Raw genomic sequence first — 23,779 nt, 5'->3', positions numbered from 1 at the left:
GCCCGTGCGGGCTGCAGGAGCGGCCGCAGGCGCTCCTGCAGGGGCACTGCGGCCCGCGCCGTAGGCGGGCCGGGACCCGGCGCTGCGGCGCTGCAGCAGGCCGCGCACGCTGTCCGAGGTGAGCGGAGCTACCTCCTCGGCCAGCAGCTTGAAGCCCTCATCCTCCTGCTGCACCTTGGCGCGCAGGGCCAGCAAGGCGCCCTTCTCAATCAGGGCGCGGCTGCGTTTCCACACCTCCGGGAAGAGTACGACCTCGCAGCGCTCGATCTGATCTTCCCACTCCACAAAAGCCATCGCCTTACCGGCTTTGGTCGTGATCTCCTTCAGCGACACGACCATACCGGCCGTCACGGTCATACTCTCATCCGCTGCTTCGCCAAGATCCATCAGCTTCTGCACCCCCGGCTCCTCCAGCAGCCCCGCATGGTCATCCAGCGGGTGGCCGGAGAGATAGAGCCCCAGCAGCTCACGCTCCAGCTCCAGCTGCTGGGTTCCGCTGAACCTCGGAATATCCGGGTAGCGGATCTCCCAGTTCGGCGTCTCGATCAGGTCATCGAACAGCTGGATCTGCAGCTCATCGCGCTCCTTGCGCCATTTGGCTGCCGCGTCCACTGTCTCATCCAGCATCGCGAGCAGCTGCGCCCGGTGTCCGGGCAGCGCATCGAACGCCCCGGTCTGCAGCAGCGATTCGATCACGCGCTTGTTGCAGACCCGCAGATCGACCCGGCGGCAGAAATCGAGCAGGCTGTCGAACGGCCGCTCCTTGCGGACTGCCATGATGTTCTCTACAGCCTGCGTGCCGACATTCTTCACCGCAGCCAGCCCGAAGCGGATATGCCCGCGGCCTTCGCCGGGCACCGGAGTGAACAGCACCCCGCTCTCGTTGACATCAGGCGGCAGTACGCCAATTCCGGACCGGCGGCATTCCAGGACATATTCCGCCACCTTGCGGTGGCTCCCCATCACAGCAGTCAGCATCGCGGCCATGAACTGCACCGGATAATGCGCCTTAAGATACGCGGTCTGGAAGGCAAGGACCCCATAGGCGGCAGCATGAGCGCGCGGGAAGCCGTAGTTGGCGAACCGCACGATCATATCATAGACGGCATGGGCATCCGCTTCGCTGTAGCCCTGCTTCAGACTGCCCTCCACGAAGTGGCTGCGCTCCTGATCCAGTGTCTCCCGCTTCTTCTTGGACACTGCACGGCGCAGAAGGTCTGCTTCGCCAAGCGAGAAGCCGGCCATCAGGGAGGCAATCTGCATGATCTGCTCCTGGTAGACGATAATGCCGTACGTATCGGCCAGAATCGGCTGCAAATCCGCATGCGGATAGACAACCTCGAACTCCCCGTGCTTGCCCCCGATGAATTTCGGGATGAATTCCATCGGACCCGGACGGTATAGCGCTACCACCGAGACAATATCCTCGAACCCGCTCGGCTTCAGGTCCTTCAGCACCCGCCGTACGCCTGCCGATTCCAGCTGGAATACGCCGGTAGTCTCGCCTGCCCCAAGCATCTCATAGGTTAGCGGATCATGATCCGGGATGAAGCGGAAATCCGGCACGCTCCCGGTCATCTCCTTCACCCATTTCATGCAACGTTCAATAATCGACAAGGTCCGCAGCCCGAGGAAGTCCATCTTGAGCAGCCCAACGCTCTCCAGATGCTCCATGGAGTACTGGGTGAGCGCCGTGCTCTCATTGCCCGCCTGGAGCGGAACAGCATCGGTCAACGGCCCCTTGGAGATGACCACGCCAGCCGCATGCGTCGAAGCATGGCGCGGCATGCCCTCCACCTTCATCGCCGTATCCAGCAGCGCTCTGGTCTTCGGATTCGTCTCATACAGCGCCTTCAGCTCAGGCGTACTCTCCAGCGCCCGGGTGATGCTGATGCCGAGCTGGCCCGGAATCAGCTTTGCCGCCTTGTCCACCTCGTTATACGGCAGATTCAGCGCCCGGCCCACATCCCGGACAGCAGCCCTTGCCGCCATCGTACCGAAGGTGATGATCTGCGCCACATGCTCCTTGCCGTACTTGTCCACCACATACGCAATAACCTCATCGCGGCGTTCGTCGCTGAAGTCGATATCAATATCGGGCATCGTGATCCGCTCAGGGTTCAAGAAGCGCTCGAAGAGCAGATTATATTTCAGCGGGTCCACATCGGTAATCTTCAGCGTGTACGCGGTAAGACTTCCTGCGGAGGAACCACGGCCCGGACCGGTAACAATACCGCTGCGGTGACAAAAAGCGATAAAATCCCACACGATCAGGAAGTAATCGCTGAACCCCATGCTCTCAATGACTCCCAGCTCATAGTCGAGCCGCTTCTCGGCCGTCTCCTTCTGCTCCGGCGACTCCCAGAGCGGAGTATCCGCGTAGCGCTGCGCAAGCCCGCTGCGGCACAGCTCGCGCAGATAAGCAGCGGCATCCAGCCCTTCCGGCAGAGGCGAGAATTCCGGGAGAATATGATGGCCGAACGTCAATTCCAGATTGCACGCTTCAGCGATCCGCTGCGTGTTCTCTATCGCCTGCGGCACATGCGGAAACAGCGCAGCCATCTGCTCTCCGCTTTTGAAGAACAGCTGGTCCGTTCCGATCTTCAGCCGGTCCTCATCGTCCACCGATTTACCCGTGCCGATGCAGATCAGCACATCCTGGACCTCGGCATCCTCCTTGTCCATATAGTGGACATCATTGGTCGCGACCAGCGGAATGTCGAGCTCTTCAGCAAGTGCTATCAGCTGCGGATTCACCCGCTTCTGCTCCGGTATCCCGTGATCCTGCAGCTCCAGATAGAAGTCGCTTCCAAAAATCTCCTTATACCGCAGCGCCGCCTTACGCGCCTCATCCTCCCGGCCGTGCAGCAGATGCTGCGGTACTTCACCGCCCAGGCAGGCACTGAGGCAGATAATGCCTTCGGAATGTGCTGCCAGCGCCTCCATATCAATGCGCGGCTTGTAATGCTGGCCCTCCAGATGGCCGATGGAGATCAGCTTCATCAGATTCCGGTAGCCGGTCATATTCTTCGCCAGCAGAATCAGATGATAGATCGGCTGATCCTTACGGCTCCCCCGCTCACGGCGCGAGCCTGCGGTCAAATAAGCCTCACAGCCGATAATCGGCTTGATTCCCTGCGCCCGGCAGGCTTTATAGAAAGGGATGGCCCCGTACATCACACCATGATCCGTCAGCGCCAGCGATGTCATGCCGTATTCGCCGGCCCGGCGCACGAGATCTGTAATGCGCGCCGCCCCGTCCAGTAAACTGTATTCGCTGTGCACATGCAAATGCACGAATGGGCTCATATTCCCCACTTCCCTTCAGCTCCAAATCAAAACATAAGATGAAACTATTTTATCATATTAGAGGGGGAGCCGCCCATAGAATGGATTAAGAGCATATGGACAGGCAAAAGCCAGGCAGCCGCCTGATCTAAGGAGGGAGCTTTTTATGGATATTTTCTTAAGCAAGGCCGTCCTCGACTTCTTCATCGCGTTCGGCATAGTGCTGGGCGGAGCGATGCTGGGCGGAATCGGAGCCGTCGTCTCTCTTCAACCGCCAACCGATACCATGGTGGAAATCGCAGACCGGATTAAGATATGGGCACTAGCTGCTGCTGTAGGCGGAACCATCGACCCGATGAGGGTCATTGAGAGCAATATGCTGGGAGGCAATCTCTCCCCGGCGATCAAGCAGATTCTCTACCTGGTGTTCGCCTTCCTGGGCGCTCATATGGGCAGCGAGCTGGTCAAGTGGGTATGCGGCAAGTAGAACCATCACGCCTCCAACCAAATGCCTATAGATCAAGGGGTGAAAAGATACATGCGACTTCCGCCGTTTGACCGCTACCGCCGTTTCTCGCAGATTGCTGCTGTGTTTGTGCTGGGGATGATTGTGGGAGCCGCCCTGTACAACGCCATTTATCATATGGGCTATAACATACTCTGGGTCAATAACCAGGCTCTACGGCTGGAGATTGAACAGAACCGGAAAGACATTCTGACGCTCAAAAAATACAACAACACCTCCACCGTCATCCGTGAGATTAAGGTGCGTACCGAGGGCAGCAAGGTCAAGGACAATACGGCGGCACTGGACCCGGTGATAGCCAAGGAGGTCCTCAGCAAGCTGGCGGGTGATCTGGAGCCGCTGCGCGGACGCAGCATGTTCGATATCGATTCCGACGGCAAGCTGGCGCGCCTGCTGCTGGACAGCAAAATCTATCTGGCCCGCGAGAAGGAATACACCGTCAAAATCCGCACCATGCTGGTGATGGAGGGCGTGCTGCAAATCTGGGTAGAAATCAGCCCTTATAAGCGCAGCTGAGGCGCAAATCATGATACAATAGTGGACAAATCACAATCACAGGATACAGAGTGCCCGGCTGAGGCTACGCTGACTGCCCGGTCTTCCACAAAGGAGCTGTCCGTTCATGATTATATTCATTAAGTATCTGCTGTTTGCCCTGCTCGTTATCTTCATGGTATGCGCCGCCGCGTACAGCATCTCTTCCCGCAGAACCGCCGACCCGCTCATACAAGGCACCAGGCGCTCGATCATGAATATGCTGCTGGGCGGAATGCTGGTCACGCTTTCACTCATGTCGATGTTCATCTTCCGCGGCTCGACGCTTAACGTGGTCATTGAAGCTGCTTTTCTGCTGCTGGGCCTGTTCAATATCTTCTCGGGACTGCGCAGCTTCAGCTACTACAGCCGGATGCGCAGCGGAAGCTGAGGGTTCAGCCGGCGCCTATACAAATAGACCAGTTGCTACTCCTGATCGCCTGCAGGACAGCCTGGTCTATTTAGATATTTTCGCGAAAATCGTTATTCACCCGTCATTACCCGCTAATCCAGCTACCCATGGTCAATTGACTGCAGCATCAGAACGGCCTTGGCTACAATGGTATCCATATAGCTGATCTCGATCTCCAGCTTGCAGGTGCGGCGGCTGATCTCCAGCAGCTTCGGCATGACGGTGATGGAATGCTCAATCTGTACCGGACGGATGAAATAGGTTGACATATTGTCAAGTACATAGTCGTTCCCGGTGATGTCCTTGGCTGCTTTGAAGGCGGACAGGGTCATCAGGGTGGACAGAACCCCTTCCGAGATCGTCCCCAGATCAGTTGCCATCTGCGGGGTAATGAAGCCGTGGAAGAATAGTCTTCCCTCCTCATCCCGCTCGTCCGCGAACCCGTTCCAGATCAGATGATCGAACGTCTCTCCCAGCTGCGGCTGATTACTGGCGTCGCGCAGGCTCTGCAGCACTTCACGCCGGGTGACCGACCCTACCAGCTTGCGGTTGCGGTCCACAATGGGCAGAAAATCAATCCCCTCCCACATCATAATCTGCGCCGCCGAAGCCAGCGAGGTCTGAAGTGCAGCGGTAACCGGACTGCGCACCATCGCCTTCTCGATGCTCTGCCCTTCGCTGAGATCCTCCACATCACGCCGGCCTACAATTCCGATAACCCGGTTCCACTCATCCGTGACCGGGAAGCGCTGCTCGCCGCTGGCCTGCGACAGTTCACGCAGTTCGCCTACAGTACTGGAGATTTTGAGTGTATTCAGGCGCAGCTTGCCCTCCACAATATCCTCTACCAGCATGATCTTCTTCTTGATCAGCCGGTCAAAGATCGCGCGGTTAATCATCGAAGCCACCGTAAACGTATCATGTCTGGACGAAATCACCGGCAGATCCAGCTCATCAGCCAGTGCCTTTACCTCTCGGCTGGTGCCGAAGCCCCCCGTTACAAGCACCCCGGCCCCCTGCTCCAGCGCAAGCGAGTGCACATCATCGCGGTTCCCTACGATCAGCAGACTGTCGGCATCGATGTACCGGATCATGGCATCGACCTTCATCGCACCGATCACATATTTATGAAGGTGCTTGTTCAGACCCTCTGCTCCGCCAAGCACATGCCCCTCAACAATATCTACGACATCCCCGAAGGTCAGCTGTTCGGAAATATTGCGCGGCTTCTTCTCCACCCGGACTGTGCCAATCCGTTCCTTGGTAATGACGATCCCCAGGTTCTCCGCTTCCTTCACTGCACGGTAAGCCGTACCTTCGCTGACCCCCATCTCCTTCGCCAGCTTGCGGACGGAGATTTTGGTTCCCACCTTCAGACTCTCAATGTGCTGCAGCAGTTGTTCATGCTTTGTGATATTATCTCCTTGACCTTCCAACTGTTACACCCCCATACCCCGATCTGTACTATTCTGTACCCATTATACATGCTGGGCACACCGGAGTACAACAGGTTACACTGTATCTTTCAAAAGTTATGACAGCTCTATGACAAGCCATTATAAATGTATGGGAGGTATGCGGAAAGAACGGGCCTTCCCAGGAATGACATCAATGAGTACAGCCGGGAATATATATATAACACCGCGTACGTTACTCCCGGCAAAAGTGGCATGCACAGGTAACCCCCGGTCCGCCGCACAGGCAAACAGGGGGTACTTTTGCACCGTTAGCTTAATCCCGGAACTATGATCTCTGCGACACCCGGCCTTCTTCGTTCCACTGGCCCTGCCACTGTGCAAGCTTGGCCTTGCGGACGGCATCCAGGCGCTTCTGCTTCTCTTCATCCACTCCGATAATAAAATGCAGATGTGAGGCAATAACCAGGAACGCGAAGACACACCAGACAAGACCGAAGCCCAGCACCCAGCCGGAACCATTCTGAAAAGACAGCTTCGGCAGCGCGTATAACAGCATGGCCAGGGCAACCAGCAGATACACAGAATGTTTGAATTTACTTCTTTTTCTCATTGCAGGACCGCTCCTTCGCTCTACAGGATTGTTAGAATGAATCTATATCTCTATTCTATGAACCTGCGTCCTGAAATATGAGACAAGCTGCGTAATTTTTCAGCAGGATGGTTTTTAATTAATGCAGGTTCTAGCCTGCATGCCTTCCGGTACAACTTCAACCCGTTTGTCACCAAAATCACTGCCGATTTCTCAAAGGACACCCACGGCAAGCTGGACCGCCGTCTCGGGATGGCCGCTACTATTCTGCTGTGTCTGGTAGAGGGCAAGCAGGATTAGCGGATTGCAAGAAATGAAATCATTTCATAAACGTGCTAAATGTGCGAAGTTGCGTTCGAAGCGAACGTTCAGAGATAGGTGTATTTTGTGCAATTAAAAATTGTGAAAAGGAAGACTTTCCTCTTCTAAGTGTAGTCTGTACAACTAAATTTGCCCGGATTGGCAAAAATCCAGGTATAGAGGCATTTTAATTGCACGAAATACAGCTAAATGGATATTCGAGAGTAAATTAGACGATTTAGTTGTACAGATTGCAATTACGCATCCCCACTACACCTTAACTAGGACACAGCCAACTCTCGGCAAGCGGTTATAGGCGTTCTCACACGTTTAAACCTGCTGTACTACTAGTACTGCATCAGATTAAGTATTGTGAATATGACCATTATCGGACCTTAACGAGGCAGCGCTCAATCCCGCAGCAGTCATTAGGATGCAGTAGGCGTTGGCACGATAGCAACTGCATTTTGTACAATGGAATGCTGTAAAAAAGGCTTCGAAATAGAATCTATTGTATTCGGTACAATTGAATGTTGAAAAAAGGCCATTTTTCACCCAAAACACAACATTCCACTGTATGAAATACAATAGAATCTCATTTTACGATCAGTAATGCATTTTCTATTGCAGGAAATACAATCAACTACCTGAATGTAAGAAGAAGAAGTCGGTAACGGGTGCAGGATCAGTCTAATAGTAGCTCGATGTTCATGTTCAGCCTTTAACACCCTGAGGTTCATTCTTACAGTTTTAAGCGGATGCTGCACTAGACTAAAAGGGTGATTCCAGAGCCGAATGGCCCTGAAATCACCCTTTTTCTGTATCAGAGAATCCCTGATGCGCTGCCGGTGCTTATTGTGCGCCGTACATTTGGGACAGGCTGTCTGTGATGATTTTGTTCACGTCTTCGATGACCACACTAAGGCGGCGTTCTGCGTCGAACAGACGGCGGATGCCGAGGTTCAGGTTAAGCACCTCAAAGAGCTTCTCCATCTTCTCCATGTCCTCCTGTGGAGGCATGTCCCCGCTCATCATCCGCTGCTGCAGCTCAATCTGGCTCTGGCGGAAGTTGTCGAGCATCTGCTTGCTCTCCGGATCTGCTTCGATCACCTTCATTGCACTGGTAATATCAGATACCTCACTGCTGTCTTTAATAGCACGCGCCAATTCATGCGCCTTGTCAATCACGTTCATTCTATTTCCTCCTCCAAATAATGTTCGTCTCTGCTTCGCTTCAAAAGCCCCCGCTCATCCAGCAGGCAGCGGATCTATGCCTGTCCAGCAGCCAGCCCGGGGGCTGTACGCGCCCAAATTTGACAGCCGCGCAAGTTCCTCCCGGGCACGCCTACTTCCTTCTGTGCTCCCGCCCTCCGGTCCAGGGTGCGCCTGCCAGCCCCCTGGCTGCCGGCGATATTAATCCGCCCGGCACGGCTTTTTCGGGAATAGGTCAATCACCAAGGGTCAGATGTCTCCATATGATGAATGATATGTAACCCTCAAGATTCATATTGCCGGCACCATGCTTGCCTACCGGAAGGAGATTCACGATGTCTAAGCTAAAGATCCCGGTTCAAACGGTCCACTCGGGCATCCTGCAGGAAAATGCTGTAATGCTAGGCGACAAATCCATGAAGAGGCTCAAAATACCGGCGCACGGAACCATTCAGCTGAACTTCGGCTCTTTCCGGCAGGAGGTTACTGTAATTCCTGTCCCCAAATCCGACAGCCTGCGTGTAAGTGAGGCACTCGGCCGGCGGCTTGGCTTAAGACAGCGCTTGACGCTTAACGCTTCCTACAGCACCGGCAGCCGCATTCTGCGTCTGGGGCCGATGATTGGCGTCCTGGTGAGCCGGGACCATCCCGAACAGCCGGAGCGGGTCTTCGGCCAGATCACCATGTTCTGCCGGGAGCTGACTCATGCCTGTCATGCACAAGGCGCCTATGTCTATTTCTTCACCCCGGAAGCGCTGGAATCACGCACCACTACCATCCAGGGCTGGGTCTACGATGAGGGCTGGCGGAAGCTGAGTCTTCCTGTTGCCGATGTGATCAACAATCGGCTGACCACGCGAAAGGTAGAGAATAAACCTAGCGTACAGCATTTTTTGGCAGATGTAAAATCCCGCTACGGAACCCACTTCTTCAACGAAAAGTTCCTAGACAAGACAGAGGTATTCGAGGCACTGGCTCTGGACCCCGCCCTGCAGCGGTACTTGCCCGAATCGCATGCCCTGAACGGCCTCGCCATACTCAAAAAAATGTGCAGCAGCTACCCCAGCGTGTTCCTCAAGCCGGTACGCGGCAGCCTGGGCAAGGGCATTTTGCGCATTTCCAAAGAGGCAGGCGGCGGCTACCAGCTGCTGTCCACCACTCCAATGGGCACACGCAAGCAGAGCTATTCCAGTCTGGCGAAGCTATTTCAGGCCATTGCCCCCAAGATGAAAACCACCCGCTTTCAGATCCAGCAGGGTCTCTCCCTGATGGAGCTGGGAAGGCGTCCGGTCGATTTCCGGGCACTGGTACAGAAGAACGGCACCGGCAAATGGGGCGTCACCTCCATCGTGGCCCGGACCGCCGGAAGCAATCATTTCGTCTCCAATCTTGCCCGCGGCGGCACGCTCAGTACGGTCAAGGAAGCCGTCGGCAAAAGCAGTCTTCCGGCCGGTGTCAAAGAGAGCACTCAGATTCAGCTGCCCCGAGCGGCGCTGGCCATTGCAAGAGGGGTTGAGACCTACATTCCCGCCCATTTCGGGGAGCTCGGCATCGACCTTGCACTTGACCAATCCGGCCGGATCTGGCTGCTGGAGGTCAACTCCAAGCCGTCCAAGAACGACAACACACCCCTGAATGATCAGAAAATCAGACCCTCAGTCAAACAAATGATTCTATACTGCCGTTATCTGGCCGGATTATAAGGAGGACATCATGACCACAACAGCAATGGGGTTCCTTGGCATTATGACAGGCCGTCGCCACGGGATTCCTCCCATCGCAGAGCCGGAGTTCTGCAGTCATCTCTGCCGTGCGGCCCCGCTGTATGAGCTGAAGGTCCTTGTTTTTCATCCGGAGGATGTGGCTGCGGACGGCTCCTATGTCCGCGGATATCAATGGCAGAACGGACAATGGGAGCCTGCGCAGGCTCCGCCGCCCGACATTCTTTATAACCGCTGCTTCTACCGGACACCGGAGGAGAAAAGGGCAGCTTCCGCTGCCCTGTCTGTATTGACCCGCTGTCTGCCCTGGTCACGCGGGCTTCCTGATAAATGGGGAGTCTACGAGATTCTGCGGCGCAGCCCCGCTGCCGCCCCCCTGCTACCGGAAACTGAGCTATACAGCAGCAGCGAAGCGCTTGGCAATATGCTCGCCGGAAGGGAATACGGCGTCTTTCTGAAGCCCCGGACCGGCTCCCACGGCAAGCGCACCCTGCACGCTGTACTGCTCGGCAGAAGCGAAGGCGGCGGAGTGAAGGTGCGGGGCAGAGACCGGGATAACAAACCTTTTCAATATGTTTTCGGTACGCTGGACGAAGGTCTGGACTGGATCGGCCGCTTCATCGGCCAGCACCGCTATATCATACAGCCTTACCTGCATCTCACCGGCAGCGGAGGACAGCCGTTCGATGTACGTGTGCTGATGCAGAAGAACGGCACTGGTGCCTGGACCCTGACCGGCATGGCCGTCCGGCTCGGCACCCGGGGATCACTGACCTCCAATCTGCACGGCGGAGGCACGGCCGTTCCTGCTCTCCCCTTCCTGCTGGATGAATACGGCGCGGCAGGAAGAGACCTGCTGGAGGAGCTGACCCTGGTGTCTGCGCTCCTGCCTCCGCTGCTGGAAGAATCCTGCGGCAGACTCGGAGAGCTGGGCCTGGATTTTGGTATCGATGCCGGAGGAAGAATCTATCTGCTGGAAGCCAATTCCAAGCCAGGGCGCACGGTGTTCCGGCTGACGGGCGACCGCCGGGCTGCTAGACTCGCCGCCGAGAACCCGCTGCGCTATGCGCGCCATCTGCTGCTTAGCTCAAGCAGCCAGCACAAGCTGCCTCCCGGGCAGCTCCGTTCACACGGGAGAATGATATCTATGGTTCCAAAGGAGGATTCATAAATGGGTCTCACTTTTTGCAATGTCCATTTCACCAAGCAGCCTGATCGAGTAGTATATGTCTCGGGTGAACTGATGAGAAGCCTGAAATTATCCGGCAAGAAAAATATCCGCCTGCGCCTCGGAAAAGATGCCATCCCGGCCACGATCAAGCCGATCAAGCGTGCCGGCAAGCACCTCTTCCTGGCCTCGGGCGTGAAAAGCGCCATCAAGGTCCCGAAGTCCGGCGGCATCTACCTGCGCAATCTGCAGAATGACGAGGTGCAGCTCGGGCCGCTGGTCGGTGTGCTCTCAGACGGACCCGCTTCTGCTGCGCAGCCCTTCGGCTCCCGCACCGGCTTCATCAAGCAGCTGCTGCGCGAAGGCAGCAACAAATGCTACATCTTCGCCTTCATGCCGCGCGATATCGACTGGCAGCAGGAACAGGTCAACGGATATTTTCTGACGGCAAGTGGCCGCTTCGAGCGCAAGCTGGTGCCCCTGCCGGATGTCGTCTATAACCGCCTGCCCAGCCGCAGAGCTGAGACCTCCCCTTACATCAACCAGCTGCGCGAGCGCTTCGGACGCAAGAAGATTCCGTACTTCAACTGGAGCTTTTTCAACAAATCGGATGTCTACCGGCTGCTGGAGAATGACGGGGCAGCGAACCGCTTCGTGCCTGAAACGCACAGTAACCCCAGCTCCGAACAAATGCGGGATATGCTCGACCGTCACCACTTCGTCTATTATAAACCCTCGGCCGGCAGCCTGGGACACGGCATCTACCGCCTGACCTACCTGCCGAAGAAAGGGTATTTCGCCCGGTACCGCCGAAGCGGCAAGAATGTGCTGCTGCGCTTCACCAGCTTCGACAGCCTGATGCGTATGCTGCGGGGACGCCATGGGCAGAGCATGCAGAACTATGTGGTCCAGCAGGGTATCCGCCTTATTGAGATTGACAACTGCCCGATTGATTTCCGCTTCCACATGCACAAGAACGGCAGCAATCAATGGGTCGTCGTCGGAATCGGGGCCAAAAAAGCCGGACGGGGCAGTGTCACCACCCATCTGAAGAACGGCGGAGCGCTATTGACCCCGCAGCAGGCCCTCGGCCGTGTGTTCGGGGCCAGATCAGATGAGGTCCTCCAGCGCGCCAAGACCACTGCCGTCAAGCTAGCAGAATCTCTGGAGATCCAGCACCGTCATCTGCTCGGCGAGATCGGGTTCGACCTCGGCATTGACCAGGATGAGGATATCTGGATGTTCGAGGCCAATGCCAAACCGGGACGCTCTATCTTCCGCCACCCCTCCCTGCGCGCTGAGGGCAAAGCTTCCATTGAGCACATCCTGGAGCATTGTCTGTATCTCAGCAAATTCCGCAGGAGGGATGACTTGTGAACAGCCGGATACCCGATCCCAGCAAGCCTGTAATCGCCATTCTGACCACCAGTGACCGGCTTAAGCAGTTCCGCGGTAACCGCAATAACTTTCGCGACATTATCCGTACCGGCAGAGAAATGGGCTATATGGTCTATGTCATCACGGTCCGTGACCTGAAGCTGAATGAACAGACCGTGACCGGCTACGTGCCCTCCGCCAGCGGAAAGCTCTGGTACGCCATTCCTGTTCCGCTGCCGCAGGTCATCTATAACCGGATTCCCAACCGCGAGGAGGAGGAGAAGGCACCGGTCGCGCGCAAAATTGCCGAGTGCCTGGAGCATCCCGAAATCTCGCTGTACAATCCGAGCTTCTTCAATAAATGGAATCTCTTCGAGTGGCTCAAGGAATCCAAGGCCACCTCGAGGCATGTGCCCAAAACCCGCCGCCTGCGCAGCGCGGCGACCCTTACCGCGATGCTGAAGAATCACGAGAGCCTCTATCTCAAGCCCGAGAAGGGCAAGGCGGGCAAAGGCATCATGCGGCTGGGATACCGGCCTGACACTCTCCTTCCCTACCGGCTGCAGATTCAGAGCGGCAAAAAAAACACCACCTACAAAGCAGCGTCTGTCGAACGGCTATGGGCCCGGATCGGCCGGGAAAAAGGGTCCGCCCGCTATATTGTCCAGCAAGCCATCGTGCTTGCCGGACACCACGGCCGCCCCTTCGATCTGCGGGTGCTGCTGCAGAAGAACGGCCGGGGTGCCTGGGCGGTAACCGGTATCGGCGCCCGGTTGGCCGGGGCCCGCAGCATCACCACCCATGTTCCGCGCGGCGGCAGCATTGAAGACCCCTCCAGCATGCTGGAGGGAACCTTCGGGCCCGAGCAGGCAGAGGTTATCCTGAAGAATGTCTCTACCACGGCGCTGCTGGTGGCCCGGCAGATTGAGCGGGCTTCATCCAGCATGCTGGGCGAGATGTCGATGGACCTTGGGGTCGATGAAGAAGGCGGAGTATGGTTTTTTGAAGCCAATTCCCGCCCGATGAAGTTCGACGAGCCGGCAATCCGCAAGCTGTCACTCGAACGCATTTTCCAATACGGCAATCATCTGTCCCGCCAATCCAAATAATCCATTACCCGTCAAAGGAAGTGACACCATGCAGATATCCTCACTCTACGACAGCAATCCCGTACAGTGGGAATCCAGGCGAAACGGATTGCTTGAGTTCCTGAGGGAGTATGGGGAGCAGCGGATTACACTTCGCGGATGCAGGAGGCTGGCCCGGCTGACACCGGATCAGCTCGCCCTGCCGGGGGTCTCCCTGCTCGTTGCCACGGTGCGTGGTCAGAACGGCCGCCAGCTCGCAGGCGTCAGCTTCGTCTCCGGCTACGGCAAGGAGGCCTGTGTAGTCGCCGTACACCCCCTGTACCGGAACAGGCATACGGGCACAGCCCTGCTTGCTGCACAGCTGGAGCGCCTCGGGCATCTGGAATGCCATGTCGCCTGCGACAATGCAGCCAGCCTCAAGATGTGCTTCAACATCGGCCTTTCCGCTGTTGATCTGGTCACCGGCCCTACAGGCAAGCCCACCCTGCTCTTGCGTTCCCCGGGGAGCGCAGTTGATCCCGCCATTCTCCCGCAAGGAGGTGAGCTCCTATGCCAGAGCCCGTCCTAGGCATCCTCACCCTCTATCTGAACGACGCCAAGCAGCTCGAAGAGAAGAGTGTATACCGGAGGATGATTATTGAAGGCAGCCGGATTGGATTGGATGTCTTTGTGTTCACCCCGGCAGATGTACATGTCAGCAAGGACCTGATCAATGCCATGGTCTATGATGTCAAAAGCGGAGTATGGTCGCGCAAATGGCGCTCCTTCCCGAATATGATCTATGACCGCTGCCGGATTCAGCGCAGCCAGCGCTTCCAGCAGCTGCTGCGCTTCCGTGCGCGGTACGACCATCTGACCTTCCTGAACCGCCCGCTGCGCAATAAATGGACGGTGCATCAGACCTTCTCCCAGCGGAGCCGCTTCCGGCCCCATATGCCGGAGACGCTGCTCTACCAGTCCTCTGCCGATCTGCACCGGATGCTGAAATCCAGCCCCGTCGTCTACATCAAGCCTATTAACGGCACCGGGGGGCGCGGCATCCTGCGGATCGAACTCCAGCGTGAAGGCAAGTCCCTCTTCGATATCCAGGGACGCCGCCAGAGCCGCCAGATCATCGCCCCGCGCAAGGTGTCGCTGAACCGGCTGGAGACCATCGTCCGCCAGTGGTGCATCAGCGGTAAATTCCTCGTGCAGCAGGGCATCCCGCTGCGGCTGCCCAGCGGCCGGTTCCACGACTACCGGATGCTGGTGCAGAAGAACGGCCAGGGCGACTGGGAGTTCACCGGCATGGCCGGCCGGGTCGGCGCCGCCCGCAGCGTCACCTCGAACCTGCATGGCGGCGGGCATGCCATGAAGGCAGAGACGCTGCTGAAGCAGTGGCTCGGCAGCGAAGAGCGTGCCGACAAGGCCATGCGCGCTGCCGAGAAGCTGGGGATCGAGGCTGCCGCCTATCTCGAAGACAGCTTCGGCGCCCTCTGCGAGCTGGCCCTGGATCTGGCCATTGACCGCGAGGGCAAAATCTACGTGCTGGAGGTCAACCCCAAGCCCGCCCGCGAGGTCTTCGCCCGCTCCGGCGACAACAGCACCTACCGCAAAGCCCTGGTCCGCCCGCTGGAGTACGCAATGTGGGTGTATAAGAATAAGAATACGCCTAGTTCTTCTAAGGTGGTTGAGGAGTAGGGGTTATTATTAATCTATAAACGACAAGCGCCCCTCCGGATATGCGGAGAGGTGCTTGGCTTGGCGTAACGGACTGAGGCGCTCTTATTCGGGAAGAAATTCGTCATTTGGGCGAGTAACGGACTTCAAAGGCCTTATCCTTAGCACTTCGGCTCCGAAACGTCTCATAGAGAGACACTAAGGTCGCCTGAGTCCGTTAAACTGCAAAAAGTGGCGTTTTCGCGGGGATAAGATCTCTCTGGTCCGTTATATTCCAAACAACTATGTGGGCTGGGTGCAAATTATTTATAATCAAGAGGGGTTTACCGCTATCGAATAGGCTAATGGGAGAAACATTTTTACCATTCCTGAATCTGGAGTATTAAAAGTAGTTCCGGTACAATCGAGGGGCCTACGGTGCAGAGCTTTTTTGTAGGAACAGAAGCTGAGCTTAAAAACACTCCTGATCCTGACTATCCTGTTGAAACTCTTTGATATTGAAATAAAACATTTTGATTGGTGATACGCAGTGCTCCCGAACGTTCAAGAGTTCCTTCTAAATAATCGCAGAGTTCATTGAACCTGTCGGTCAGGATATGTAATTGGTCTTCGCTAAAATAGGAGGCCACATATAAAATGAGCGGCGCAGCCGATTGTATGACAATATCATTTTGCAATACGTATTGGGCTGTTACCTTAAAATATTTGCCGAGGATATCCTGGCCATTCTCCAGGTTGAAGTTTTTAACGGCTTCGTTAAAGAAAGACAGTCTGCCGTCAAACTCTAATATGAGCTGCAATAGTTCTCTATAATTGTTCGCGCTTACAGTTGAGGCGTACGCCGTTCCATTAGGAACCAATACGCGGTTGATTTCAGAGAAAATCTTCCTGTGGTCCTGAAAATGGTACAGCAGGTGGTTCGCAATCAAAACTTCAAATGAATGATCCGGCCAAGGCATCTTCTCAGCATCAACGACTTCATAGTGAAACCGATTTAGGGGATCATTAATACTCCCTTTTGCCGTCTCTACCATTCCTCTTGAAGCATCAGTCAAGACAATTTCCGATTTGGATTGTAATTTACTCATGTTTTTTTCCCACAACACACCGGTCCCACAACCGATTTCTGCAATCTTCAGACCCTCGGTAAGTCCCAAATGCTCAAATACCCATTCATGCCAATCCTTCTTATGTTCACAATCCTGATACAGTTGTATTCTTGCATTCAAGCGGTGTTCATTGGAGTACTGGTCTTCAGAAAATTTTTGGACATGCGAAAATAACTCATCCCTGTTCATTAATCTGCACGGCACCTTTCGAGAATAGGATCAAAAAGCGTTCTTTCAAGATCATACTCTCCTTCCGGCAATGAGCATATGAGGTTCCGCATTAATTCACCTGCCCTCTAAATTATAAATGTGTTTCTTTTATGTAATGGATTATTTAATCTCTAACCCTAAATCCTCGCATATTTCATACGGTTCACAGTAACTAACACTCTTATCCGTATCTATTACCAAATCTATCATCAGGTTTTCATAATTTTCATTTAAAATCCCAAGCCTAACCCTTTCTCCATACGTCATAGCGAGTAATTTTTCCATATCGTTTATTGAAATATCTTTGTAGGAAGCTTTATTCAATACAATAATGTTAGTACTTCTTATATCCTTGAATCTCTCCCTGCTCTTATCAACATTAACTGAATACGGCAGTTTTTCTTGGTCTATCATAACCTCTACTTTCTCCATAAACTTTTCATGATTCGAATAGCTAATGTTAGAAAGTTCTCGCTGTACTGATGATTTTGCTTCGGCAAGCCAAGGTGCAATGAAAAAGAAAATAACGGTGGTCCCAAAACAAATAGCAAGCAAAAGGGGTAGTTCTTTTTCCATTAAGTGTTTTGCAAAAAAAAGATAGGCTATGATACATAACAACAAAAGGGTAGCGTAAAAAAATAAAGAATCATAGTGTGTTACTATGTATAGGTCCCCACCTCCAATAGAAAAGACTATCCCTATAACTAAAAACCAAACGCCTACACCCATGGCTGCGCTTAACGCAACAAAAAACAAACTCATTATCATTGTATTCTCCGGTTAAATTGAATTTTTTTCCTTCACTTATAATTATCGGGTTCTCCCTATGAATCTTATATATTAATGTTAAATTCCGGAGGTAAAAAAATTGAAAAAGACACTTTTGCTACTAATACCGTTAATTTTGATACTTGCATCCTGCAGCTCGAATAAAAGCAATCTAAATACATATCTTATTCCAAAAAATTATGTGGGTTGGGTTCAGATTATTTATAATCAAGAGGGGTTTACCGCTATCAAACAGGCTAATGGGAGAAACATTTTTACCATTCCTGAATCTGGAGTATTAAAAACTTCCACCCCAGATGTTGAATATGGGATATCTTTCGAAGAATTTTATTACTATGATGAACAAAATAAGCAACAAAAATTAGATGTGGATCAAATGATCCACGGTCACACTATAGGCGACGGCGAGTCGGTTACTAGTTCCGGTACAATCGAGGGGCCTACGGTGCAGAGTTTTTTTGTAGGAACAGAAGCTGAGCTTAAAAATACTCCTGATCCTGGTTATCCTGTTGAACTAATGAAATAAGGAGTTTAATCCGCATGACTGCATAGATGAAGTGTACCGCTATTATGCTCCTTAAGCAGCTTTGAGAAAAGCTGGCTAGAGTAATCTATCTTACGCTCAGGGAAATCGCCGGTAAGTATAATTTTCAACATCTGAAGCAGACGCTTGCCCGTTAATTCCGTAGGCCCGGAAGACCATTGATTGAGACTGGGGTATAGATAGATCAACCCGCTGTAACGAAAGGCAGCCCTCAATCTTTCATAAAAATCAGCATAGCTGAGGGAGACACCGTTTGCGATAAGTTCGTTGTAATACACTGTGGCATCCTCATAGTTGAAATAACTGACCAGATCTATATAAAAAGGGGCGTAATGGCAGAAGCCGAAATCAATAATATACGGCTCTCCCTTATAATAATGGACATGTGAACCATCCACCGATTGTAAATCCCCATGCGTAAGAGTCAGACTGTTCTTCTCACTGTACAAAGAAGCCATATCACGGGCAAAAATGTGGGCTTTCTCACGCAGTAATGGCAGATAAGAGCCAAATTCCTGGAAAAAATCCGGGTTTTGCTCAACACACGCTTCAAAATGGTCCACAGTCAATTGGGTAACGAAATAATCCTCCCAATACTTACGGTCAGCGCGGGGAAGCCACGGCATCTCAGAACCTCTACGCAGATTACGGGCATGGATTTTTGCCAGTGCTTCTGCAACCCTCGATGTCCAATTTGGGCCAGGCGGAGGCGTCTTGATTCTCCCCAAGTCCTCCATCGCCATCCACTTAGGCTCATCTGTCTCGATATCCGGTGAAAAGACTGCTGGCGTGTTCCGGTGTCCCTGGTCAGTTAATCGTTCCATAGCTAGGCGTTCTTTCAAGGCCGCTTCTTTAAAGATCATACTTCCCTTTTGACCCTCTTCATAAGTAACTCTTACGCGGCGCACTTCCGCACCAGACCACCCGCGTTCGTCTTCTGTCATGGACCCTTGCTCCAAATGAAGGACCTTTCCTAGCCCTAGTACATCAGCTAAACCTTGCGCAGCGAGGAGCATATCATGTCTCAAATGAACCTACCACCTTGGCCTTATAATTAAAGTTCATTAGCTAAAAAATAAATTAAAATCCGATGCAATTACTCTAACTATCCTCTAGCTTCTTTTTATAAAATAAATCCCTATTCCAAGATTGTAAATCGCATGTACAAGGATGGCAGGAATCAAGGAACCCGTATAATAAAACAATAAAGCACAGACCAGCCCATTAATAAATACGATAGCGTAGGCTACATAAATGCCTTTATATTGCGGTACGTGTATGATCCAGAATAGAAAGGAGCTTATAAGAATGACGACCCCGTCGATGATCGGGCTATAACCAATAAACAACCCTATTAATACACCCCTGAAGAAAAACTCTTCAAAAAAGCTTCCCCCCAGTGAACTAACGGCAATACCGCTTGGAGTCTTCAATAATTTATTGATCATTTCCGCACCTTGCGATGGAGGAAGCTCTGTGTTTGTTTTTATGATGAGACCTATGCTAATTAATACTATAGTCGTACCGACGATCAAGCCCAGTAAGGTGACTGAAAGATAAGAGATCTCATCCGGGACAAACAGCGAAACCATAAAGGGCATGATCTCTCCCCACCTAAAAATCCCAATAAGGATCAGACCCAATATTAAAAACGGTGTTAATCCCAGCAAGATATGCAGCAATAGCTTATAATGCTGTCTCGAATTTAACGAACTCATACCTAAAGTCACCCCTTTATTCATTACCCTTGTTATAAAACACTTGGATCGCTTGTCCTGCAAACTCCACCACATCAACAGGCAATAAGCTTTTATAGATGTCCAGCTGTTGTTCCAGGTACTGATTTGAATCAGACAGCTCATCTATAGCTACAGGTACCCTTTCTAACAGTCCTTTTAATTCTCTCTGTACTTCGTGACTTTCGGGGGTTAGTTCATTTTGGATTGCTGCTCGGAAGAAAGATAACAGTCTTCTATTCAACCTATCTAATTCGGATTGTTGAGCTTTACTTTTTGGCATTATAGTATCGACCGTGTTTGCAGAGAAATATTGATTTAATATCACTCTTTGATCTTCTTCTAACCGGATAGAATTCATAAGTAACATAAGATCTTCAGTAGTTAAGTCACCGTTCTCATTGCTTATGTTCTTGATTCTGGTTATCATATCGAGTGACTCGTTTATTCTATCTCTCTTATCGAGAAGCATTGCTTCTTGAACCTCTAACATGTCGCTAAAAGAATACTCCGGCTCTTCAAGCCTTTGTTTAATTTCGTCTAAAGGCAGGTTCAAGCTTTTGAGCAGCTGGATATTGTAGAATCTCTTCAATTCATCCCTGGTATATATTTTCTGATTGAATTCATTTCGCTTACCCGGAACAAGCAGCTCAAGTTGCTCATAATGTCTAAGTGTCCTAATCGTTGTATTGACAGCGCTGGCGAATTTCCCTATTGTAAGCTCCAACGAATACCCTCCTTTGCTTTTCTCTAATAAGACCTCTTATGATGTCTATAGTAGACTGTGACGTTACGTCCTCCGCAAGTCCATCTTTTGGGAATGTTCGTTCAAGCAGGTCAATGGGAAAAACATACAACAAAAAATAGATGTCGATCAAATGATCCACGGTCACCCTGTAGGCGACAGCGAGTCGGTTAATAGTCTGAGTTATCCCGATGAGCTTATGAAATAAAAACTGGCATGAATTATAAATTCAGAAGCAACGAAAGGATAGTGTACATGGAAAATATATCTAGTGCAGATCAATTGGAATCCATAATCTCTATGCAATCCACAGTCAAAAAACTTGAGAGCGCTTTGTCCCAAATGACTCAAAGTGGCGCCAATACTACCCTGGTAACCAAACGGCTCCATGCTGTATCCATCGGTTTAGCGGTTCTGGAAAATGTCTGGAATCAAAAGCCTCATTCATATACACCTGAAGATTTAGCAGAGGCCGGCAAGGTTCTCACTGGTTTAACCCCTTCAGTGGAGAACAGTTATGCCAAGTCAAAGGCGGGCAGTCCACAAAGAACGCTTTTGGAGCGGAGAATTAAGGCTTTGAGGCTGGCTGTTCAAGCGATTGAGGGAATTTGTTAAACTGAGAATGGTTAATCAAATAAGGACTTAAGTTCTTTGCACAAGTTATACAGCAACTAACAGTACGTATGATCCAACGCTGTTGCTGCTCGGTTGCAACAGTCTGACAGCCACATACTAAGTGGAGCCCGCTGCAGCAATGCCATGATCCCAGTGAATCTCCCGTACAGAAAAATGGGCAAATGGAAATGATATTAAGGAATAGATAAGTGCGATTGAGAACGCCAATTGAACCAAGTCATAAAAATGCTCCAGCCAGGTTCACCTCCGTATTAGTCATATCGGATTAACACATAGCAGCACATCCTGCTCCCCACCCTTTTGATCCACAATAGAAATTTGCTCAGGCGGTTTTTCCAGGCTTTTCCCCCTAACTAACAACTGTCCTTCCCCTTCGATCTCGTACTTTCTGATATACACTCCTGAACCGATATCCTCATACGTATACTTGTCAAAATCGCTCCAATTCAGTGCGGCTCCCTTGTCCGCTAAGCTCTCTAATTCATTTAACGAAATATAGCCGCTCGTTCCTGGCTCCTTATGACTTTGGCAGGCTGTACATAAGATCAAGACAAATAACAATATCATTGGAAGCTTGAGGCATTTGGATAGTGTCATACAATCCCTCCAGGTTCTTATCATTCCACTGGTAATCTTAGGGATAATTATATCGTAATTTAAACAAGGAAGTCATAAAAACCGCCATATTAAATTCACTCCGGCCTTGAGTAAAGCTTTTCAATCAAATGATTTCTATACAGTTCAAGAGATTGCTGAGGTGGAACTCGTTAATACATTAACATCCTTTTTACTATCTTCACTTCACTTCAGTCCCATAGCTCTCCTTCCAATGCTCCAGCCACTGTGAATAATCCAGCCCTTTGATCTCCTTCAGCGTCTTCCCTTCGATGGAGTACTCTCCGCCGGCCACGATGAGATTCTTGATTATGCTTAGCGGACCCGAGGTTCCGCCTATGACCTCATGATCTGCAAGCATGACATTTACGGCAATCCTGTATTCGTCCGGGGGATATTGCTGTTCCAGGGGATGATTCTCTACGAGGAATCGGTAAGTTATGATTTTTTTGCCGAAATAGGCATCAGGTTCTTGCTTCTGCACCGACCAGAGCTGCATGTAATCCAGATTCTCAAGCATGGTCTGATCCAATGTGTATTGGGCAACTTCTCCTGCAGGGTCAACGATCCTGTAACCAAGAGTCTCAACATATCTGGCGGCGATTTGCTCGTCAGTCTCACCTTCGGGAGCGCCCCCCTTGTTGCTGCATCCCATTATGGCCAGCAGTGCCAGACTAAGCATTAGGAATAATCCTATGAGCCGGTTCATTCGTTTCGTCCCAATCTCATTGCAATACGTCTGAGGCTCTTCTTCTCTGGACAGCGGAGATTACAAGCGGGACAGCAAAGACAAGAGATAGTCCGAACAGGACGATAGCTGTAATTAAAGAGTTATGCCCTCCGTCAGAAGAAGCGGCATGATGGCCACCACCCACCAGGATTGCCCCTTCATTGGAATTGCGGTTCATAGAATTCAAGGCATCTGCCGATTCGCTAACCGCATCCCTAACCTCTGAAGGACTGATATTCTGCTCATTCGTTAAATCAATATAGGTCTCGTTAACCTCATTGTTTATATAGAGATAATCCAGCTCGTAGCGTTTGTCGTCAATAAGCTCTACAGTGCCCTTTCCGGCATACTCTGCTTCCAGCCGCTTCACGGTGTTGTCAAAATCATTATGATTACTGATGTTATAGATGGTCCATGCCCCTGACTCCAGTGTAGCTTCGATCACTCCAACCTGGGCCTCTTCCAGATAAAGAGGAAATTTATAACCTGCCATTTCATGTGAAATGGAGTTGTCATGGACATTCAACTGGTAATAGGGGATTCCTTCCCCCAGAGTGGCCTCATGAAAGCTTGTTTTGCCCGTACCATGAAAGTTATCCTTCTGGGCTTCAAGGCTATCCGCATAATACTCTTTATATTCCTGCTCAATGGCCCCTTTGATCTCTGCCCCAGCCTTCTCAAGACCAGAATCGGCATATGCCGCATTTCCAGCCAGTGATAGAGCCAGGACAGCGGTTAATAGCAACGCACGAATTTTCAAAAAAAGCCCTCCAATTGTTGTTTTTATTAGATCATTAATTTCAATTAATATTGTTTACTGTATTAACCCACTTATAAGTGGAATTGCTCTTGAACGTAGAATAGCCTTGAACGTTGCTCGAACCATCTGCCGGATCAATATAATATAAGTTCTGAATATTGTTAGTGGTGTTGTAGTAATACCCTTTAACTACAAAGGCATGGCCAATACTCGAGCCAGCCTTGCTCGTGAACGCAAGAACATTGGAGTAAGTATCTATATTGCTGACTAAACTATTGTACGACGGCACACTTAGTGATGCAGATGAGCTTACGCCATAGGCGGCAAGTCCTGCCTGGGCATCGTAGACCGTCCCGGCCGTGTCCATGTATATGCCCTTTGCAGCCTTCACTATATTTTGCTGGGTGGCGCTGGATTTCCCCAGATATTGTCCAGCCATGCTGGATACAGCCGCCCAGCACAGATAGCTGCCCTGTTGTACTTGGGAGGTTACGTCATGAATACGGGCTCCAGAAGCGGCGTATACGCTGCCTGCAAATAAAGAAGCGGAGATTATCGAACTAAACAGAATTGACAGCGATTTCAATTTCATTTTTTTCACTTTTTCAAATCC

General features: G+C 51.7%; 24 protein-coding genes. 11 read left to right on the top strand and 13 right to left on the bottom strand.

Features of this window, described 5'->3' with window-relative positions; translation table 11 throughout:
* A partial coding sequence (locus tag C173_RS01370; RefSeq protein WP_036721611.1) for a DNA polymerase III subunit alpha occupies nucleotides 1-3,309 on the bottom strand: 3,309 nt, incomplete at its 3' end.
* Between the two features lie 145 nt (nucleotides 3,310-3,454).
* Here C173_RS01370 and C173_RS01365 point away from each other — a divergent pair.
* From C173_RS01365 to C173_RS01355, 3 genes are all read left to right on the top strand, one after another.
* The gene (locus tag C173_RS01365; protein ID WP_036721610.1) at nucleotides 3,455-3,775 is read left to right on the top strand and encodes a YtrH family sporulation protein; all 321 of its coding nucleotides are present in this window, start codon (nucleotides 3,455-3,457) and stop codon (nucleotides 3,773-3,775) included.
* A 51-nt stretch (nucleotides 3,776-3,826) separates the two neighbouring features.
* The gene (locus C173_RS01360; protein ID WP_036721608.1) at nucleotides 3,827-4,330 is read left to right on the top strand and encodes a hypothetical protein; all 504 of its coding nucleotides are present in this window, start codon (nucleotides 3,827-3,829) and stop codon (nucleotides 4,328-4,330) included.
* Between the two features lie 106 nt (nucleotides 4,331-4,436).
* On the top strand, nucleotides 4,437-4,739 hold the full coding sequence (locus C173_RS01355; RefSeq protein ID WP_036721607.1) for a YtpI family protein: 303 nt from the start codon (nucleotides 4,437-4,439) through the stop codon (nucleotides 4,737-4,739).
* A gap of 122 nt (nucleotides 4,740-4,861) precedes the next feature.
* On the opposite strand, the gene C173_RS01350 is transcribed toward C173_RS01355, so the two are convergent.
* The 3 genes from C173_RS01350 to C173_RS01340 all read right to left on the bottom strand — a co-directional run bounded on the left by C173_RS01350 (nucleotide 4,862) and on the right by C173_RS01340 (nucleotide 8,261).
* Nucleotides 4,862-6,196: a DRTGG domain-containing protein gene (locus tag C173_RS01350; protein ID WP_036721605.1), complete on the bottom strand. Its 1,335-nt coding sequence runs from the start codon at nucleotides 6,194-6,196 to the stop codon at nucleotides 4,862-4,864.
* A 307-nt stretch (nucleotides 6,197-6,503) separates the two neighbouring features.
* Entirely contained in the window at nucleotides 6,504-6,788 is a 285-nt protein-coding gene (locus C173_RS01345) for a hypothetical protein (RefSeq protein ID WP_036721603.1), read from the bottom strand.
* Nucleotides 6,789-7,919: 1,131 nt separating this feature from the next.
* Entirely contained in the window at nucleotides 7,920-8,261 is a 342-nt protein-coding gene (locus tag C173_RS01340; protein WP_036691219.1) for a YlbF family regulator, read from the bottom strand.
* Between the two features lie 353 nt (nucleotides 8,262-8,614).
* On the opposite strand from C173_RS01340, the gene C173_RS01335 reads away from it, so the two are divergent.
* From C173_RS01335 to C173_RS01310, 6 genes are read left to right on the top strand one after another with little or no spacing between them, the layout of a single operon-like run.
* Nucleotides 8,615-9,982, top strand: coding sequence for a YheC/YheD family endospore coat-associated protein (locus tag C173_RS01335; RefSeq protein ID WP_036721601.1), 1,368 nt, complete (start codon nucleotides 8,615-8,617; stop codon nucleotides 9,980-9,982).
* A 10-nt stretch (nucleotides 9,983-9,992) separates the two neighbouring features.
* Nucleotides 9,993-11,171 carry a YheC/YheD family endospore coat-associated protein gene (locus C173_RS01330; RefSeq protein ID WP_051477744.1) on the top strand — a complete coding sequence of 393 codons (1,179 nt, stop codon included), beginning with the start codon at nucleotides 9,993-9,995 and terminating at the stop codon, nucleotides 11,169-11,171.
* A complete protein-coding gene (locus C173_RS01325; RefSeq protein ID WP_036721599.1) occupies nucleotides 11,172-12,545 on the top strand; it encodes a YheC/YheD family endospore coat-associated protein in 1,374 nt (457 codons plus the stop codon). It abuts the gene before it with no gap.
* Nucleotides 12,542-13,654 (top strand): YheC/YheD family endospore coat-associated protein, encoded by a 1,113-nt coding sequence (locus C173_RS01320; protein WP_036721597.1) that lies wholly within the window; start codon nucleotides 12,542-12,544, stop codon nucleotides 13,652-13,654. Before C173_RS01325 ends, C173_RS01320 begins: the two co-directional genes overlap by 4 nt.
* Before the next feature lie 28 nt (nucleotides 13,655-13,682).
* Complete coding sequence (locus tag C173_RS01315) at nucleotides 13,683-14,201, top strand: N-acetyltransferase (protein WP_036721594.1); 519 nt, start codon at nucleotides 13,683-13,685, stop codon at nucleotides 14,199-14,201.
* Entirely contained in the window at nucleotides 14,183-15,313 is a 1,131-nt protein-coding gene (locus C173_RS01310; protein WP_036721590.1) for a YheC/YheD family endospore coat-associated protein, read from the top strand. Before C173_RS01315 ends, C173_RS01310 begins: the two co-directional genes overlap by 19 nt.
* Before the next feature lie 452 nt (nucleotides 15,314-15,765).
* Here C173_RS01310 and C173_RS01305 read toward each other — a convergent pair whose 3' ends face one another.
* Both C173_RS01305 and C173_RS01300 read right to left on the bottom strand, forming a co-directional pair.
* Complete coding sequence (locus tag C173_RS01305; protein WP_051477743.1) at nucleotides 15,766-16,590, bottom strand: class I SAM-dependent methyltransferase; 825 nt, start codon at nucleotides 16,588-16,590, stop codon at nucleotides 15,766-15,768.
* Nucleotides 16,591-16,731: 141 nt separating this feature from the next.
* Complete coding sequence (locus tag C173_RS01300; RefSeq protein WP_036721588.1) at nucleotides 16,732-17,379, bottom strand: hypothetical protein; 648 nt, start codon at nucleotides 17,377-17,379, stop codon at nucleotides 16,732-16,734.
* A gap of 100 nt (nucleotides 17,380-17,479) precedes the next feature.
* Between C173_RS01300 and C173_RS01295 the strand changes: the two genes are divergently transcribed.
* Complete coding sequence (locus tag C173_RS01295) at nucleotides 17,480-17,926, top strand: DUF6843 domain-containing protein (protein ID WP_036721585.1); 447 nt, start codon at nucleotides 17,480-17,482, stop codon at nucleotides 17,924-17,926.
* Between the two features lie 5 nt (nucleotides 17,927-17,931).
* Here C173_RS01295 and C173_RS01290 read toward each other — a convergent pair whose 3' ends face one another.
* The 3 genes from C173_RS01290 to C173_RS01280 form a co-directional block, all read right to left on the bottom strand.
* On the bottom strand, nucleotides 17,932-18,888 hold the full coding sequence (locus C173_RS01290; protein WP_162174662.1) for a phosphotransferase: 957 nt from the start codon (nucleotides 18,886-18,888) through the stop codon (nucleotides 17,932-17,934).
* Between the two features lie 168 nt (nucleotides 18,889-19,056).
* Nucleotides 19,057-19,686, bottom strand: a complete 630-nt coding sequence (locus tag C173_RS01285) for a CPBP family intramembrane glutamic endopeptidase (RefSeq protein WP_235191722.1) — start codon at nucleotides 19,684-19,686, stop codon at nucleotides 19,057-19,059.
* Nucleotides 19,679-20,407 carry a MerR family transcriptional regulator gene (locus tag C173_RS01280; RefSeq protein ID WP_036721581.1) on the bottom strand — a complete coding sequence of 243 codons (729 nt, stop codon included), beginning with the start codon at nucleotides 20,405-20,407 and terminating at the stop codon, nucleotides 19,679-19,681. Before C173_RS01280 ends, C173_RS01285 begins: the two co-directional genes overlap by 8 nt.
* Before the next feature lie 273 nt (nucleotides 20,408-20,680).
* Here C173_RS01280 and C173_RS01275 point away from each other — a divergent pair, with 273 nt between their 5' ends.
* Nucleotides 20,681-21,040, top strand: coding sequence for a hypothetical protein (locus C173_RS01275; protein WP_036721579.1), 360 nt, complete (start codon nucleotides 20,681-20,683; stop codon nucleotides 21,038-21,040).
* A gap of 276 nt (nucleotides 21,041-21,316) precedes the next feature.
* Here C173_RS01275 and C173_RS01270 read toward each other — a convergent pair whose 3' ends face one another.
* From C173_RS01270 to C173_RS01255, 4 genes are all read right to left on the bottom strand, one after another.
* Entirely contained in the window at nucleotides 21,317-21,658 is a 342-nt protein-coding gene (locus C173_RS01270; protein WP_036721577.1) for a hypothetical protein, read from the bottom strand.
* Nucleotides 21,659-21,857: 199 nt separating this feature from the next.
* Complete coding sequence (locus C173_RS01265) at nucleotides 21,858-22,358, bottom strand: hypothetical protein (protein WP_036721575.1); 501 nt, start codon at nucleotides 22,356-22,358, stop codon at nucleotides 21,858-21,860.
* Between the two features lie 43 nt (nucleotides 22,359-22,401).
* Nucleotides 22,402-23,166, bottom strand: coding sequence for a hypothetical protein (locus tag C173_RS01260; protein WP_036721573.1), 765 nt, complete (start codon nucleotides 23,164-23,166; stop codon nucleotides 22,402-22,404).
* A gap of 40 nt (nucleotides 23,167-23,206) precedes the next feature.
* Entirely contained in the window at nucleotides 23,207-23,758 is a 552-nt protein-coding gene (locus tag C173_RS01255) for a papain-like cysteine protease family protein (RefSeq protein ID WP_235191728.1), read from the bottom strand.
* Between the last annotated feature and the right edge of the window lie 21 nt (nucleotides 23,759-23,779).

This window comes from Paenibacillus sp. FSL R7-277 (genome assembly GCF_000517965.1).
GTDB lineage: Bacteria > Bacillota > Bacilli > Paenibacillales > Paenibacillaceae > Paenibacillus_AQ > Paenibacillus_AQ silagei.
This window is presented reverse-complemented; position numbering and strand designations above follow the sequence as displayed.